The organism is Halosimplex carlsbadense 2-9-1 (genome assembly GCF_000337455.1).
Classification (GTDB): domain Archaea; phylum Halobacteriota; class Halobacteria; order Halobacteriales; family Haloarculaceae; genus Halosimplex; species Halosimplex carlsbadense.
The window spans coordinates 1-15761 of sequence record NZ_AOIU01000006.1 but is presented as its reverse complement, the minus strand read 5'-3'; the positions used below and the strand labels follow the sequence as shown (position 1 = coordinate 15761).

General features: G+C 67.8%; 12 protein-coding genes, 1 tRNA gene and 2 rRNA genes. 9 read left to right on the top strand and 6 right to left on the bottom strand.

Features of this window, described 5'->3' with window-relative positions:
* Nucleotides 1-2: 2 nt before the first annotated feature.
* From C475_RS02425 to C475_RS02415, 3 genes are all read right to left on the bottom strand, one after another.
* Entirely contained in the window at nt 3-1259 is a 1257-nt protein-coding gene (locus C475_RS02425) for an argininosuccinate synthase (protein ID WP_006882168.1), read from the bottom strand.
* Nucleotides 1260-1621: 362 nt separating this feature from the next.
* A complete protein-coding gene (locus tag C475_RS02420; RefSeq protein WP_006882167.1) occupies nt 1622-2614 on the bottom strand; it encodes a hypothetical protein in 993 nt (330 codons plus the stop codon).
* A 154-nt stretch (nt 2615-2768) separates the two neighbouring features.
* On the bottom strand, nt 2769-3881 hold the full coding sequence (locus C475_RS02415; protein WP_006882166.1) for a helix-turn-helix transcriptional regulator: 1113 nt from the start codon (nt 3879-3881) through the stop codon (nt 2769-2771).
* 110 nt (nt 3882-3991) lie between these two features.
* Here C475_RS02415 and C475_RS02410 point away from each other — a divergent pair, with 110 nt between their 5' ends.
* From C475_RS02410 to C475_RS02400, 3 genes are all read left to right on the top strand, one after another.
* Nucleotides 3992-4174 carry a DUF7554 family protein gene (locus tag C475_RS02410; RefSeq protein WP_006882165.1) on the top strand — a complete coding sequence of 61 codons (183 nt, stop codon included), beginning with the start codon at nt 3992-3994 and terminating at the stop codon, nt 4172-4174.
* Nucleotides 4175-4269: 95 nt separating this feature from the next.
* Entirely contained in the window at nt 4270-4776 is a 507-nt protein-coding gene (locus tag C475_RS02405; RefSeq protein WP_006882164.1) for a 2'-5' RNA ligase family protein, read from the top strand.
* Nucleotides 4777-4866: 90 nt separating this feature from the next.
* Complete coding sequence (locus C475_RS02400) at nt 4867-7221, top strand: xanthine dehydrogenase family protein molybdopterin-binding subunit (RefSeq protein WP_006882163.1); 2355 nt, start codon at nt 4867-4869, stop codon at nt 7219-7221.
* Between the two features lie 27 nt (nt 7222-7248).
* Here C475_RS02400 and C475_RS02395 read toward each other — a convergent pair whose 3' ends face one another.
* Nucleotides 7249-7470, bottom strand: coding sequence for a DUF7535 family protein (locus C475_RS02395; RefSeq protein ID WP_006882162.1), 222 nt, complete (start codon nt 7468-7470; stop codon nt 7249-7251).
* A gap of 86 nt (nt 7471-7556) precedes the next feature.
* Between C475_RS02395 and C475_RS02390 the strand changes: the two genes are divergently transcribed.
* Nucleotides 7557-8552 (top strand): ABC transporter ATP-binding protein, encoded by a 996-nt coding sequence (locus C475_RS02390; RefSeq protein ID WP_006882161.1) that lies wholly within the window; start codon nt 7557-7559, stop codon nt 8550-8552.
* On the top strand, nt 8545-9339 hold the full coding sequence (locus tag C475_RS02385) for an ABC transporter permease subunit (protein ID WP_049929932.1): 795 nt from the start codon (nt 8545-8547) through the stop codon (nt 9337-9339). Before C475_RS02390 ends, C475_RS02385 begins: the two co-directional genes overlap by 8 nt.
* A gap of 39 nt (nt 9340-9378) precedes the next feature.
* On the opposite strand, the gene C475_RS02380 is transcribed toward C475_RS02385, so the two are convergent.
* Together C475_RS02380 and C475_RS02375 are read right to left on the bottom strand one after the other, a co-directional pair.
* Nucleotides 9379-10434: a quinone-dependent dihydroorotate dehydrogenase gene (locus C475_RS02380; protein WP_006882159.1), complete on the bottom strand. Its 1056-nt coding sequence runs from the start codon at nt 10432-10434 to the stop codon at nt 9379-9381.
* 43 nt (nt 10435-10477) lie between these two features.
* On the bottom strand, nt 10478-10675 hold the full coding sequence (locus C475_RS02375) for a hypothetical protein (protein WP_006882158.1): 198 nt from the start codon (nt 10673-10675) through the stop codon (nt 10478-10480).
* 266 nt (nt 10676-10941) lie between these two features.
* Here C475_RS02375 and C475_RS02370 point away from each other — a divergent pair, with 266 nt between their 5' ends.
* The 4 genes from C475_RS02370 to C475_RS24190 form a co-directional block, all read left to right on the top strand.
* The gene (locus C475_RS02370) at nt 10942-11289 is read left to right on the top strand and encodes a non-histone chromosomal MC1 family protein (RefSeq protein WP_006882157.1); all 348 of its coding nucleotides are present in this window, start codon (nt 10942-10944) and stop codon (nt 11287-11289) included.
* 790 nt (nt 11290-12079) lie between these two features.
* Nucleotides 12080-13838 (top strand): 16S ribosomal RNA (locus tag C475_RS22145).
* Between the two features lie 93 nt (nt 13839-13931).
* Nucleotides 13932-14003, top strand: a tRNA-Ala gene (locus tag C475_RS02365).
* A 287-nt stretch (nt 14004-14290) separates the two neighbouring features.
* Nucleotides 14291-15761, top strand: a 23S ribosomal RNA gene (locus C475_RS24190); the annotation flags it as partial.

The window sequence follows — 15761 nt, the reverse complement described above, 5'->3', positions numbered from 1 at the left end:
GGTCAGTTTTCGCCGTCGTCAGTACCGCCGTCGGTGGCGGCCTCGGCCTGTTTCGCCGCGACGTTCTGTGCGACGCGGTTGGCCAGGCGCGACTGGAAGCCGTGATACTTCGCGACGCCGGTCGCGTCGTCCTGGGTGATGTCGTCGGTCACCGCCTCCTCGTTGAACGAGGCGGCGGACTCGCTGTAGACGGCGTACTCGCTGTCGCGGCCGACCGCGCGGGCCTGCCCGCCGTCGAGCTTGACCGTCACGGTGCCGGTGACCTTCGTCTGGGTCTGCTCGATGAAGCCTTCGAGCGCCTTCGTCAGCGGCGCGTCGATCAGGCCCTCGTAGCCCTTCTCGGCCCAGCGCTGGTCTATCTGCGTCTTGAACGAACGCTCCTCCTGGGTGAGGACGAGCGATTCGAGCGCCTCGTGGGCCGTCAGCAGCACCGTCGCGGCGGGGTGCTCGTAGTTCTCCCTGACTTTGAGCCCGAGCATGCGGTCCTCCATCGTGTCGGTGCGACCGACGCCGTGTTTCCCGGCGCGCTCGTTGAGGTCCTCGATGAGCGAGACGGCGTCCTGGTCGTCGCCGTCGACGGCGACGACCTCGCCCTGCTCGAACTCGATCTCGACGGTCTCCGGGTCCGCCGAACCCGGCGCCTGCGTCCAGTCGTAGATTTCCTCGCCGGGGACGTGGGCGGGGTCTTCGAGTTCGGAGCCCTCGACCGAGCGGCTCCAGAGGTTCGTGTCGATGCTCCAGCGGCCGCCGTCGCCGCCCTCGACGGGCAGCCCCTTCTCGGCGGCGTACTCGCTCTCCCACTCGCGGGTGAGGCCCAGTTCGCGCACGGGCGCGAGTACGTCTAAGTCGGAGGCGCGCCAGACGGCCTCGAAGCGCAACTGGTCGTTGCCCTTGCCCGTACAGCCGTGCGCGAGGGCGCTACAGCCCTGCTCCTCGGCGACTTCGAGGATGGCGTTGGCGATGACCGGGCGCGCGAGCGCCGTTCCGAGCGGGTAGCCCTGGTAGGTGCCGTTGGCCTTGACGGACTGGAGACACAGCTCGGCGAACTCCTGTTTGGCGTCGACGACGTAGTGGTCGAGGCCGAGCTCCTCTGCGGTCTCCTCGGCCTCGTCGAACTCTTTTTCGGGCTGGCCGACGTCGACGGTGACGCCGATGACGTCGTCGTAGCCGTACTCTTCCTTGATGAGCGGGACGCAGACTGTCGTGTCGAGCCCGCCGGAGAAGGCGAGCGCGACGGTGCCGGATGGGTCGGATGTCATGTGTTGTGTGGTGACTGTCGGGTGAGATGTCCGCCCGGAACCCGACGGTGGCGGGAGTTGGAAACGAGACGTGGCGACGTGGGGAGGAGTAGTTGCGGGCCTAACGGCCCGGTCGTCGTCGCCGCGGTCGTCGGGCGTCGACGCCTGCCGGCGCCGCCGTCCGACGCGCGAAAAGTCGGCCGGCGGACCCGCGACTCGCCGCGGCCTGCGTGCCGTGAGCGCGGGTCGGAGCCATGTACCTGCTACTACCGACAACTCGCTACTAAAAGCTTCCGAACCGGTGCCGAGCGGCCCGCTACGCTCTGTTAGCGAGTCACACGCCACGCGGAAACCGGAGCGATACCGCCGCCAGCGCCGCCGGACTACCGCCGGAGCGCCGCCGAGAGCGAACGGTCCCGGCCCCCGTCCGCGCCACCGCTGTCGCCGTCACCGCCGTCGCCGTCGGCAGCGCCGGCACCACCGTTTCCGGCCCCGTCGCCGGCGTTGTCGGGCGGCCCCGTCTCGTTGCCGGGGCCACTCGCTTCGGACGGTCCGGTCCCGTCGCCGGTACCGGCATTCTTGGGCGGCCCCGTCTCGTTGCTACCGGCGCCCTCGGGCGGCCCGTTCCCGTTTCCCTGGGTTCCGGATGCCGCCGTCTCGTTGCCGGGGCCAGCGTCCTCAGGTGGTCCGTTCCCGTTTCCCCGGTCTCGCTCCGTCCCACCGGGGCCGCGGGTCCGGTTTTCGACGAACGCGGGCGGGCCGGCGTCGGCCGGCGGTCCGCCTATCCCCTTGCCCGCGCCCTCGCCGGTGATGGTCCGGGCGATCGCGGCGACCTCCGGGCCGGTCAGCTGGCTCGCCTGCGAGCGGAGCGTCCGGATCGCGGTCACGTTGACGCCCCTGGCCTCCAGCGCCGCCGCGGGGAGCCGGTCGGCGACGGACGCCGTCCGGTTGAGTTGCCGCTCGATCGCTCGCTCGTGGGCGTGGAGCTTCGCGAGGCGGGCGCGGTACTGTCCCTCGCTCACCGTCCCGTTCTCGTGGGCCCGCTCCAGCGCCGCGATCTCGGCGTCCAGCTCCGAGAGACGCCGCTCCTGGTTCTCGACCTCGCCGGCGACGACGCCGGCGGCCGAGCGGTTCGAGGCGGCGGCCGCCACGCGCTGGCCGAACGCTCGCGCCTCGATCTCGCCCGCTACCTCCGCCTGCTGGACGCCGACGACGCCGGCGAAGCGCTCGCCGGGCGCCAGCGACTCGTTCGCTGCGCTGTCGTTCGTCGCGGGCTGCTGTGCCGGGACCCCGCCGGTCAGCGCGGCCACCGGCACCGCGCCGACCGCCGCGACCGCCACGAGCAGCGCCGCGACCACGGGTGACGTTTCGGCCATCTCACTCCTCCGTTGTTCCCGTTCGAATATATAAACCCCTAATCGCCAACCCGGATCAATCCCGATCAACCCGAATTTCGACCCGGGCCGTCGCCCGCTCGGTCGCCCGGTTTCCGTCCGAACGACCGACCGAGCCCGATTGAAGGGTCGAAAGTCATAAGTCGCTCTCTTCGGGCAGCGCGACGACGTTCTCGCGGCCGATGCGGAACGTCTCGATGGCGTCCTCGTCGCGGAGGTTCCCGACCACCTGGCTGGTCTTGGCGTCCGTCCAGTCGAACTCCCCGGCGATCTGCTGCTGTTTGACTCGGCCGCCGTTGTCCTCCAGCAGGCGGACCACCTTCTCCTCGTTGCTGAGCAGTTCCGCCGGGGGTTGCTCGCGCGTCTCGCGGTCTCCCTCGGTGCTTTCGTCCGCTGTCTCGGTGTCGCTCGCCCCCCGGTCGGAGTCGGCGGTCGCCGCGGCGCCGCCCGCGGCCGCGCCATCGTCGCTCGACCGGGAGCGGTAGAGCAACCCGCCGCCGGCGACCGCGGCGACGAGCACGACGAGCAGGCCGGCCAGCGCGGTCGTCGGCAGGCCGCCGCCCGCGGGCGCGGCGACCGCGCGCGGCTCGTTCGGCCCGAAGTCGACGGGGCCGCGCCAGGTGACCGACCCGTTGCCCGTCGCGTCGGGCTCGGGCGTGGCGGACTGCCGTTCGTAGCCCACGGGCCACGACAGCACGAGCGAGGACTCCCGGTCGAGGAACAGGCCCGACAGCGAGTCACCGACCCGCAGGCGGTCGCCGTCGGTCGCCGCGAAGTTCGCCCACCTGAACCGGTAGGTGAGCACGCCGTACTCCTGGGGCAGTCGCTCCCGGGTCGCGGTGACGGTGACGTTCGAAAGCGCCATCTCCCGACCGGTGCTGTTCTCGGCGCTCGCGACCGTTCGGCTCATCCCCGTGGCGAACTGGCTCGTGAACGACGACGCGTTCTCGCGCACGTCGGCCTGTACCGACTCGAAGGCGGCGGTCGTGTTCTCGTCGTCGAGGCGGACGCGGAACTCGGCGGTCCACGCGGCGGTGCCGTCCTCCTCGACCGCCGCGCGCAACACGACCACGTCGGGATCGACGGCCGACTGGAACGCCGGCGGCGCCTGCGTCCCCGCCGCGACCCCCTGACCGGCCAACGCCGGAGATCCACGCTCGCCGACGGCACCGACCGCCGGCCCGACTGCCGACAGACAGCACAGTACGACGAGGACCGACACGGCGACCCCCCGCGACACGTCTTGCATCGTCAATCGCGTCGGTGCGAACGGCGGAAAGTCTTTCGTGGTCGCGTGCGCGCTCGCTTCGAGTGACAGGTGGCCCAAGGCATTTGCCGGGTGCTCCCCACGTGGCGGCCATGGACACACGGGCTGATATCGAGGTCGAGACACTGCTGAAGGTCGTGCTCGCGCTGGCCGTCGTCTGGCTCGCGCTGGAAGTGCTCGACCTCGTCATCGATATCGTGCTCGGTCCCTTCCGGTCGCTGTTCGGTCTGGTGATCGTCGTCCTCATCGTCCTCTGGCTGCTCGACCGGATCTGACCCAGGCCGGGCTCCGCGGGCGACCGCGGCTCGCGACCCGCGCTGCGAGCGCCGCGAACGACGGTCTTTTCGGCCGCTGGCACCTCCCGAGGAGCGTGTACAGTCTGAACGTTCCCGTCCCCGGGACGGTCGCCGCGCTCGCCCGCGACCTGGGCACCCGTCTCGGCACCGCCGAACTCCGCCAGCGCGGCGAGCACACTCTCGTCGCCAAGCGCCTCGGCCGCGGCGACGCCGCCGTCTACCACGAGATCGAAGCCCGCGCTCGCGAGGCGCTCCGCGGCCAGCCCCCCTTCGAGGTGCGGGTCACCGGCGTCGACGTGTTCACGGACGTGCCCCGCGGCGAGGGACCGGTCGTCTACCTCGCCGTCGACAGTCCCGGGCTCGAAGCGCTCCACGAGCGCCTGTGCGACCGCTTCGATCCCGTCGACGACGTGGAAGGCGACGACTACACCCCCCACGTCACCGTCGCCCGCGGCGGCTCCGTCGAACGCGCGGCCGGTCTCCGGGACACCCCCTTCGACCCCGTCGACTGGACCGTCGAGCGCCTGCAGTTCTGGGACGCCGAGCGCTCGCAGTCGGTCAGTTCCGTCTCGCTGGGCTGAACCGCCGACCCGGCGGGTCCCGGCAGCGCGACCGCGCTCGGCCTGAACCACGGGACAACAGTTTAGCCGCTGTCGCCGCACGTTCTCTCCATGACCGACGACGCGCAGGCGGACCCGACAGCGGACGCGGGCGACGCCGGGACGGCCGACGGCCCGGACACCCTGGTCGGCGAGGGCGTCGACCGCCGGGAGGACGCCGCGCTGCTGACCGGCGACGCGACGTTCACCGACGACATCGACCACCCCGACCTCGCGTATCTCACCTTCGCGCGGAGCGAGGCCGCCCACGCCGACATCGAGGCCGTCGACACGGCCGCGGCCGAGTCGACGGAGGGCGTGCTCGCGGTGTACACATGGGACGATATCGCCGCCTCCGACGTGCCGGGCGTGCTCCCCATCTCGACGCACGGACTGGACTGCGACCCGCCGGGCCACCCGGTGCTCGCTCGCGACCGCGTCCGCTATCAGGGCCAGCCGATCGCCGCGGTCGTCGCCGACGACCGCTACCGCGCACGCGACGCGGCCGACGCGGTCGAAGTCACCGCCGACTCGCGCCCCGCGGTCGTCGACCAGCGCGAGGCCCGGGCCGAGGCCGCACCGACGCTCTACGAGGACGCCCCGGACAACGTCGCCGCCACCTCGGAACTCGGCGACCGCGAGGCGACCGACGACGCGCTCGCCGACGCCGACCACACCGTCGAACGCGACCTGACGAACAACCGGCTGATTCCGACGGCCCTCGAACCGCGAGCCGCGGTCGCCCGCTGGGACGCCGGCGACGAGCGCCTGACCGTCGAACTGACGAGCCAGTCGCCCCACGGCCACCGCGGCAAGCTCTCGACCACGCTCGGTCTACCCGAGAGCGCCATCAGAGTGGTCGCGCCCTCCGTCGGCGGCGGTTTCGGCCACAAGGGCCACCATCACCCCGGCGAGGCCGCCGCCGCCTTCGCCGCGATGGACCTCGCCGTCCCCGTCAAGTGGACCGCGACGCGGGGCGAGAACTACCTCGCGGGCGCCCACGGCCGCGACCACCGCACGACCGCAGAGCTGGGGGTCGACGACGACGGGACCATCCGGGGACTGGCCGTCGAGACCGACGCCAACGTCGGCGCCTACGGTCTCGGCGGCAGCCTCGGGATGCCCGGCTGGTACGGGTCGCTGCTGTCCAGTCAGTACGCGATCCCCGCCATCCACTGCGAGACCCGCGCCGTCTTCACGAACACGGCGCCGATCCACTCCTACCGCGGCGCCGGCCGGCCCGAGGCCAACTACGTCGCCGAGCGCCTCGTCGACGCCGCCGCGCGCGAACTCGGCGTCGACCCCGCCGAACTCCGGCGGCGCAACCAGATCGCCGAGTTCCCCCACGAGACCGCCGTCGGGGCCACCTACGACAGCGGCGACTACGGACGCGGGCTCGACGAGGCGCTCGACGCCGCCGGCTGGGCGGACCTGCGCGACCGGCCCGACCGCGACGACGACGGCCGCTACCTCGGGGTCGGCCTCGCCTGTTACGTCGAATCGACGGGCGGGGGCATGGAGAGCGGCGTCGTCCGCGCTCACCCCGACGGCACGGTCACGGTGTCGGCGGGCACCCACTCTCACGGCCAGGGCCACGCCACCACATACGCCCAGATCGTCGCCGACGAGTTGGGGGTCGACTACGACGCCATCGACGTGCGGGAGGGCGATTCCGACGCCATCCCCCAGGGAACCGGCACCTTCGGCAGCCGCTCGACCATCACCGGCGGCAACGCCGTCGCCGAGAGCGCCCGCGCCGTCCGCGAGACCGCTCGCGAACTGGCCGCGAACCTGCTCGACGCCCCCGAGTCGGCCGTCGAGTACCGCGACGGCACCTTCTCGGCGCCCGACCACACCGCCGAGACCCGCGCCTTCGCCGACGTGGCCGAGGCGGCCTACGGCTGGGGCGTCCCCGAGGGGATGGACCCGGGCCTGGAAGCGACGACGTTCTTCGAGCAGGACGAGACCGCCTACACCTTCGGCACGCACGTCGTCTCCGTCGCGGTCGACCCGGAGACCGGCGCGGTCGACATCGAGCGCTACGTCGCCCTCGACGACTGCGGCGAGCGGGTCAACCCGACTATCGTCGAGGGGCAAATCGAGGGCGGCGTCGCCCAGGGCATCGGCCAGGCCCGCTACGAAGCGGCCGTCTACGCCGACGACGGCTCCCTGGAGACCGACTCGATGCTCGACTACGCCGTCCCGCGATCCTTCCACGTCCCCGACATCGAGACCGAGGCGACCGTCACGCCCAGCCCCACGAACGACCTCGGGGTCAAGGGCATCGGCGAAGCGGGAACGATCGCCGCGCCGCCCGCCGTCGTCAACGCCGTCTGCGACGCGCTCGCGCCCCTCGGGATCGACCACGTCGACATGCCGCTCACCGGGGAACGCGTCCGGTCGGCGGTCCGCGACGCCCGAGAGTAGCTCGTTCTCGGCCGCGCGCTCGCACGGTCACTCCCCGCGCTGGCGCGCGAGAAAGTCCAGCGCCTTCGAGAGGCCCCAGACGATCGCGATGAACGGGAGCAACGGGACCAGCAGGACCACCAGTCCGAGGAAGAGGGCCCAGCCGATAGAGTCCATCTCCATGTCCGGTCGGGTCTTCGAGCCCGGCGTGACCGTCCGGAGCACTTTCCGCGGAGCGCTCGGTTCCTCAATCTCGGCGGACTCGCTCATGGGTTCCTGTAGGACTCGCGAAAGGATAAACCCGCGGCCGGGACCGTCGGCGAGATTATTTGTGCGCTCCCGTCGCAGTTCGGGCTATGTCCGCTCTCGAAGTCCGGGGACTCACCAAGAACTACGGCGAGGTCCTCGCCAACGACGACGTGACGTTCGCCGTCGGGGAGGGTGAGGTGTTCGGCTACCTCGGGCCCAACGGGGCCGGGAAGACGACGACCATCCGGACGCTGATGGGCTTCCAGGCGCCCACCAGCGGCGGCGGGACCGTTCTCGGCCACGACGTGACCGACGAGGCCGACCTGATCGCTGCCAAGCGACGGATCGGCTACCTCCCCGCCAACCCGGCCTTCGACGAGGGGGTGACCGGCCGGGAGATCCTCGACCTGCACGCGTCGATCAAGGGCGACGAGCGCCGCGCGGAGTTGCTGGAGACGTTCGACCCGCCGGTCGACCGGACGGTGCGGGACTACTCGACGGGCAACGTCCAGAAGCTCGGGCTCGTCCAGGCGTTCATGCACGACCCCGACCTGGTCGTGATGGACGAGCCCACCTCCGGGCTCGACCCGCTCATGCAGCGGGCGTTCAACGACTTCGTCGAGGCCGAAAAGGAACGAGGGTTGACCGTCTTCCTCTCCTCGCACGTCCTCAGCGAGGTCCGCCGGGTCTGCGACCGCGTGGGCATCATCCGCGAGGGCCGGCTCGTCACGACCGAGCGGATCGAGGACCTGCTCCACCGCACCGGCAAGTTCGTTCGCGTGCGCGTCGCGGGCGACGTGGGTACGCGCGCGTTCGACCTCGACGGCGTCCACGACGTGTCCTGTAGCACCACCGACGGCGGCCGAACCGACGACCCAGCGGAGACCGGCCCGGACGCCGGTGAATCCGTCGACGTCGACGCGCTCGACGGGACCGAGGGCACCCCGAGCGACGGCCCGGTCACCGAGTGCACGTTCACCTTCACCGGCGACGTCAACGAGCTGATCGCGGCGCTGGGCGAGCGGCGACTCCTCGACCTCGACGTGGAAGAGGCGCCGCTCGAAGAGGTGTTCATGCGGTTCTATGGGGGGAGCGATGCTTGAACTCGCGCGCTACGAGGGGCGCCACCGGGTCCGCGGCGCCGCCGCCGCGACCGCCGCGCTCGGCGGGTTCGCCCTCCTCTACATCTTCGTCTACCCCACGTTCGCCGAGAGCCTCGGCGCCGACATCGACCAGTTGCTCGAAGCCTACCCCGAGGCGCTCTCGAAGGCCTTCGGCGTCCAGTCACTGGCGAGCATGGAGGGGTATCTCGCCTCGGAGCTGTACACCTTCGGCTGGCTGCTGATCGTCGGCATCTACTTCGCCTACGCCGGCGCGTCGCTGATCGCCGCCGACGTGGAGCGCGAGCGCATGGACATGCTCCTCTCGCTGCCGGTCTCGCGCGCGCGCGTCGTCCTCGAAGCGTTCGCCTCGTTGGCCGTCCCGCTGGTCGCGCTCTCGACGGTCGTCCCCGTCGTCGTGGTCGTCGCCACCGAAATCGTGGGCTACCCCGTCCCCGCCGTCGACGTGGCCGCGATCCACCTCCTCTCGGTGCCGTATCTCACCGCCTGTGCCGGGATCGGGCTCGTCACCTCCGTCGTCTTCGACCGCGCGGGGATCGCCCAGCGGGTCGCCGCGGGCGTCCTCGTCGGCCTCTTTTTCGCCGAGTCGCTCGTCACCGACACCGACTTCGAGGCGGTGGGCGTCGTCTCTCCCACGCGGTATCTCGACCCCAACGCCGTCCTCCGGGAGAGCGAGTACGCCATCGGCGACGCCGCGGTCCTCGCCGTCGCGACGCTGGCGCTCGTCGCCGTCGCGGTCGCGATATTCCGGCGGAAAGATGTCGAGTGACCCGGGCGGCTCCATCGTCCGCTCCGTCGGGCCCGGCGGTCAGTCCAGGTCGGCGCCGACGGCCGCCTCGACGGAGTCGAAGCCGTCCCGCTCCAGCAACTCGAGCAGACCGAGGTTGATCTCGCGAGCGATGGCCGGGCCGCGGTAGAGGAAGGCGGTGTACAGCTGGACGAGCGAGGCGCCGGCGCGGATCTTCCGGTAGGCGTCCTCGGCGGTGGCGACGCCGCCGACGCCGATCACCGGTACGTCGACGCGCTCTGCGACGAAGCGGGTCATCTCCGTCGCGCGCGCCTCGATGGGCGCGCCCGAGAGCCCGCCGGTCTCGACGCGGTTTGGGCTCTGGAGGGTGTCGGGCCGCTCCGTCGAGGTGTTGGTCGCGACCACGCCGTCGAGCCCGAGTTCCCTCACGAGATCGAGCGTGTCCGCGGCCGCGGGTTCGGGCAGATCCGGCGAGAGCTTGATGAGAAGCGGCGCGGCGCCGGCGTCCTGCAGCTCGGTGAGGATGTCGCTCATCGCCTCGCGGTTCTGCAGCTCCTCGAACCCCTGGGAGTTCGGACAGGAGACGTTGACGACGAAGAAGTCGCCACCGGCCGCGACCTCCTCGTAGGTGGCGAGGTAGTCCGCGGGCGCGCCCGCGGTGTCGACGTGTTCGGACTTGGCGATGTTGACGCCGACCGGGACGGGCGCGTCGAGGTCGGCGAGGCGCTCGCCGACGGTCTCGGCGCCGTCGTTGTTGAGGCCCATGCGGTTGATGACCGCGTCGTCGGCCCGCAGGCGGAACATGCGCGGGCGCTGGTTGCCCGACTGGGGGACGGCGGTGACGCCGCCGACCTCGACGAAGCCGAAGCCCAGCGCGGCCAGCCCGCGGACTGCCTCGGCGTTCTTGTCGAAGCCCGCAGCCACCCCGACGGGGTTGGGGAACGACTGTTCGAGCGCGTCGACGCGCAGTCGCGGGTCGTCGACGGTGTAGTGCCGGCCGAGAGCGCGGTCGATCGGCGCGCGGCCGGCGAGGCCGACGACGCCGTGACCGAGGCTGTGTGCGGTCTCGGCGGGGAGTGAGAACAACAGTGGCTTGGCGATATCGTACGCGTTCATAGGATGAGTTCGCCCCCTGTGTGGGGCGGGACCGACCCGGGCGCTAGAACTCGTGTTCCACGTCGTCCGGGTCGGCCTTCTGAATGATGATCTTGTTGTCGCGGACCCGGACGAACACCTCGTCGCCGATCTCCATGCCGGCGACGGCCAGCTCGTCCTCGTGGATGTTGATGTGGACGTTGTGATACTCGCCGTCCTCGTCTTTGGCGCCACTCGGGCTGAGCTTCTTCTTTCGCACCATCGCGCTATCCTATCGGCCCTTCGCCGCAGGATACACTTAAGTCTACCGTGCGCGCTCGCGTGGCCGACCGGCGATCGCGCTCGAAGGCACTCCCGACCGTGCGCGTGAGTTTTATTCCCCCTGCTAGCGCCAGAAATCTGGAGAAAATCGCCCCTCCTCGGACGCCCGAACGGCCGATCTTATAAACGAATCGCCAGCACGCGCCCCGATCCGGGGGTATATTTATAATGAATCATGTGCTGGGTTGGCATGGAGCGGTCGAATTCATGGCACCCGACAGCGACAAGCGCAACTTCGCGCTCAGGACGGAGAACGGCGAGGAAGACAGCGTCTTTTCGGGGAGCACCCCCCGGCAGGCGGCACTGAAGGCGGCCCGGCGGCTCGACCCGGCGAGCAGCGAGGACGCGGCCGAGCGTGAGTCGATCCGCCTGCGGGAGAAGGGCACGCACAAGGTCCACATCTACGAGGGGTGGTCCTGGAAGGAGTCGCCGCCGGACGTCGACATGAACGAGTGGGACGCCGAGGATCCTTCGGACGTGTGGATGAACGAGGTCGACGAGATCACGAAGGCGAACGTGTCGAAACAGGGCGTCGAGCACCTCGACGATATTTGAACGGCCGCGAACAGTTCTCTCCGACTACCCCCCGACGCCCGATCCCGTCCAAGCCGCGGGACCACCACCCGCGGGTCGCCGCCCGGCGTTCGTGAACTACATAGGGGAGCCACTCCCTCTCACGGACGCGTGGCTCCCACTCGGCCACACCGAGCGCGCGACGCGCGGGATGACTGGCCGCCCTCCTGCCACGCGACATCCGAACCGACCAGCCGCGCGTCCCGTCACTGTGGGTCGGCCCGGGTGTGGCCGTTTGCCGCCCCGCGCTCGTGTGGCCTCTTCCCATGAAATCGCATGACGTGGCGGGGACCGATTCGACGGCCTTAAGTGAATCACCCCCATCGGAATAGATACGAAGCGGCGCGGGGCACACGCCCCCGCCGGGCCGCGGGATGCGCTCGTCGGCCGGCCGGGTCGCCCGGCCGGTCGTCGGACACCTATCCCGTTCCCGTCGTGCGGTTTCGACGGAAATCGATCCGACGCCCTTAAGTGTAACAGGGCACTCGGATGGATTGCAAGCGCGGCCCGGTCGGGGCCGACGAAACCCGGCCGCCCGGACCACGGTGATGTCGAAGGGGTTATGTACCCTGCTCGACCTACACCTAGGTCCGAAGGAGATGAGGATTCCACCCCTGCGGTCCGCCGTACAGATGGGATCTGATGTTAGCCCTGGTAGTTCGGTGACACTCGGTCTGTGACTGCGTGTCGCCGGATGCTAGATGACGATAGCGATCGAGATCACACTCATATCGAGTGTGTTCCCGCCTAACCCCCCTGCTTTGCAGGGGACATTCCGGTTGATCCTGCCGGAGGCCATTGCTATCGGAGTCCGATTTAGCCATGCTAGTCGCGCGGGTTTAGACCCGCGGCAGATAGCTCAGTAACACGTGGCCAAACTACCCTATGGACGGAGATAACCTCGGGAAACTGAGGCTAATATCCGATACAGCTCGCACGCTGGAGTGCAGCGAGCTGGAAACGTTCCGGCGCCATAGGATGTGGCTGCGGCCGATTAGGTAGACGGTGGGGTAATGGCCCACCGTGCCGATAATCGGTACAGGTTGTGAGAGCAAGAGCCTGGAGACGGAATCTGAGACAAGATTCCGGGCCCTACGGGGCGCAGCAGGCGCGAAACCTTTACACTGCACGACAGTGCGATAGGGGGACTCCGAGTGCGAGGGCATACAGTCCTCGCTTTTCTGCACCGTAAGGTGGTACAGGAACAAGTGCTGGGCAAGACCGGTGCCAGCCGCCGCGGTAATACCGGCAGCACGAGTGATGGCCGATTTTATTGGGCCTAAAGCGTCCGTAGCCGGCCGAGCAAGTCTGTTGGGAAATCCACGCGCTCAACGCGTGGGCGTCCAGCGGAAACTGTTCGGCTTGGGGCCAGAGGACTCGAGGGGTACGTCCGGGGTAGGAGTGAAATCCCGTAATCCTGGACGGACCACCGGTGGCGAAAGCGCCTCGAGAAGATGGACCCGACGGTGAGGGACGAAAGCTTGGGTCTCGAACCGGATTAGATACCCGGGTAGTCCAAGCTGTAAACGATGCTCGCTAGGTGTGCCGCAGGCTACGAGCCTGCGCTGTGCCGTAGGGAAGCCGAGAAGCGAGCCGCCTGGGAAGTACGTCTGCAAGGATGAAACTTAAAGGAATTGGCGGGGGAGCACTACAACCGGAGGAGCCTGCGGTTTAATTGGACTCAACGCCGGACATCTCACCNGCAAGGATGAAACTTAAAGGAATTGGCGGGGGAGCACTACAACCGGAGGAGCCTGCGGTTTAATTGGACTCAACGCCGGACATCTCACCAGCACCGACAACGGTAATGATGGTCAGGTTGATGACCTTACCCGACGCCGTTGAGAGGAGGTGCATGGCCGCCGTCAGCTCGTACCGTGAGGCATCCTGTTAAGTCAGGCAACGAGCGAGACCCGCNTTACCCGACGCCGTTGAGAGGAGGTGCATGGCCGCCGTCAGCTCGTACCGTGAGGCATCCTGTTAAGTCAGGCAACGAGCGAGACCCGCATCCTTAATTGCCAGCAGCATCCTTGTGATGGCTGGGTACATTAGGGAGACCGCCACGGCTAACGTGGAGGAAGGAACGGGCAACGGTAGGTCAGCATGCCCCGAATGTGCTGGGCAACACGCGGGCTACAATGGCCGGGACAGTGGGAAGCNGCCACGGCTAACGTGGAGGAAGGAACGGGCAACGGTAGGTCAGCATGCCCCGAATGTGCTGGGCAACACGCGGGCTACAATGGCCGGGACAGTGGGAAGCTAATCCGAGAGGATACGCTAATCCCCTAAACCCGGTCGTAGTTCGGATTGAGGGCTGAAACTCGCCCTCATGAAGCTGGATTCGGTAGTAATCGCGTGTCAGAAGCGCGCGGTGAATACGTCCCTGCTCCTTGCACACACCGCCCGTCAAATCANATCACCCGAGTGGGGTCCGGATGAGGCCATCATGCGATGGTCGAATCTGGGCTCCGCAAGGGGGATTAAGTCGTAACAAGGTAGCCGTAGGGGAATCTGCGGCTGGATCACCTCCTACTGACCGGGACTGGGGCGTTGCCCCAGCCCACCTCCTAGCATCCCGCGACCGCCCACAGACCGGGCACCTATGAACTGCCAGGGCTAACGACGGGCCCATAGCTCAGCGGCAGAGCGCCGCCTTTGCAAGGCGGAGGCCCTGGGTTCAAATCCCAGTGGGTCCATGTCACGTACGGCGATTCGAACCGTGTCCCTTAAGTGGGACACTCCACTCGAATCGTAGTACGGAAGACCGGTGCACCATCCCGTGTGAACGCGGATGGGAAGGGTCGATGCACGCGCCACCTCACCCGTGGGTGTGCAAATGAGACTGTGTGTACGTGCGATCCAGGCGTCCACTGGACTCGTTCATCGAGTCCAACGACGTAGGAGATCCATCACTGGATCTCCACACATTCGGAGGTCCCTCACCGGACCTCCACATTGAAGGTCCCTCACCGGACCTTCTCCACTAACGTGGCTGCTATGCCACCTGGTGAATAGCTCGGCTCGAGAGCCGACGAAGGACGTGCCAAGCTGCGATAAGCCTGTGGGAGCTGCATGGAAGCGAAGAACACAGGATGTCCGAATGGGAATCCCCACCGNGCCGACGAAGGACGTGCCAAGCTGCGATAAGCCTGTGGGAGCTGCATGGAAGCGAAGAACACAGGATGTCCGAATGGGAATCCCCACCGCAATTGCTTCGCGCAATGGGGAACGCCGGGAATTGAAACATCTTAGTACCGGTCGGAAAAGAAATCAAACGAGATATCGTCAGTAACCGCGAGTGAACGCGATACAGCCCAAACTGAAGGCCTCACGGCCAATGTGGTGTATTGGGCCGGCNAATCAAACGAGATATCGTCAGTAACCGCGAGTGAACGCGATACAGCCCAAACTGAAGGCCTCACGGCCAATGTGGTGTATTGGGCCGGCACTCATCGTCGGAACCCTTCTGTGAAGTCTCCTGGAACGGAGCGCGACACAGGGTGAAAGCCCCGTAACGGAAGCTAGTATGACGTGAGCCGGTTCCGGAGTAGCGGGGGTTGGAAATCCCTCGTGAATACGGCAGGCATCTACTGCCAAGGCTAAATACTCCTCGAGACNGTGGCGATGGAGCGACGGGGCATGAAAGGCCCGTTCGAAAACGACAGAGGCGCGAGCCTCCAGTAGGACCGAACGGGAGCCGATGTTCCGTCGTACGTTTTGAAAAACGAACCAGGGAGTGTGTCTGTTTGGCGAGTCTAACCGGTTCATCCGGGAAGGCATAGGGAAACCGACATGGCCGCAGTGCTTTGCACCAGGGCCGCCGTGTTCAAGCGCGGGGAGTCAAACTGACACGACCCGAAACCGGACGATCTACGCGTGGGCAAGACGAAGCGTGCCGAAAGGCACGTGGAGGTCTGCTAGTGTTGGTGTTTTACAACACCCTCACGTGACCTACGTGTAGGGGTGAAAGGCCCATCGAGTTCGGCAACAGCTGGTTCCGACCGACAAATGTCGAAGCATTACCCCTGCCGAGGTAGTTCGTGGGGTAGAGAGACTGATTGAGCGGACCGCCCTCGAGAGAGGTCGGCCGTTCTGTCAAACTCCGAACCTACGAACGCTGGCGACGCGGGGAGTTCGGTGCGCGGGGTAAGCCTGTGTACCGTGAGGGAGACAACCCAGAGTCGGGTTAAGGTCCCCAAGTGTGGACTAAGTGCGATCGAAGGTGGTCTCAAGCCCTAGACAGCCGGGAGGTGAGCTTAGAAGCAGCTACCCTCCAAGAAAAGCGTAACAGCTTACCGGCCGAGGTTTGAGGCGCCCAAAATGATCGGGGCTCAAGTCCACCACCGATACCTGACCATGCTCGTTACAGAGCAATTGTGTAGGTCGGCGTTCTGATCGGGTGGAAGCACGGCCGAGAGTTCGTGTGGACCGATTTGAAACGAAAATCCTGGTCA